The sequence below is a fragment of the Arthrobacter arnarulunnguaqae genome (assembly GCF_051262515.1).
In the GTDB taxonomy this organism is placed as follows: domain Bacteria; phylum Actinomycetota; class Actinomycetes; order Actinomycetales; family Micrococcaceae; genus Arthrobacter_N.
On the sequence record NZ_JBIMER010000041.1, the window covers coordinates 1 to 497 of the forward strand.

1 protein-coding gene is annotated in these 497 nt (G+C 72.0%); it reads right to left on the minus strand.

Features of this window, described 5'->3' with window-relative positions:
* Window positions 1-497: DUF222 domain-containing protein (locus tag ACHAAJ_RS15580; protein WP_435729158.1), on the minus strand; the 497-nt coding region annotated here is incomplete at both ends.

The following is a 497-nucleotide window of genomic DNA, read 5'->3' on the forward strand; positions in this document are numbered from 1 at the left end:
GTCCGTGGTGTCCATGGCGGCGAGGGTGGTTTCCAGGAGGGTGCCGGCGTCGCCGGTGAGGACGTCGTGCGGGAGCAGGACCATGATCTCGGCCTTGATGTTCGCCCACGTGTCCCCGTCCTCGGTGCCCAGCACCAGGGCGGCCAGGACGTCGGCGCGCAGCTGCGCCATGGTCCGCTCCTCGCCCTGGACGCGGTGCAGGGTCGTGGCGATGCGTTGGATCCGGTCCATCATCGCCACCGCGTCCACCGCGTGGAGCTCGGCGTGCATCCGAGACATCCCGTCCGTTCCGGGTTCGACCCAGACCCCGCGCTTTTCCCCGGCGGCCTTCACCCGCTCCCGCAGCACCCCCGGACCCATCTTCGCCTGCACCCGCCGGGCCTTCTTCCCCAAATCCGCCGGGGTGCGCCCGGGGGCGAAGGCCAGCAGCTCGGCCTCCAGCCAGTCCCGCTGCGCCTCCATCAACTCCACCTCCGCCGCCACGTCCCGCCGGTACC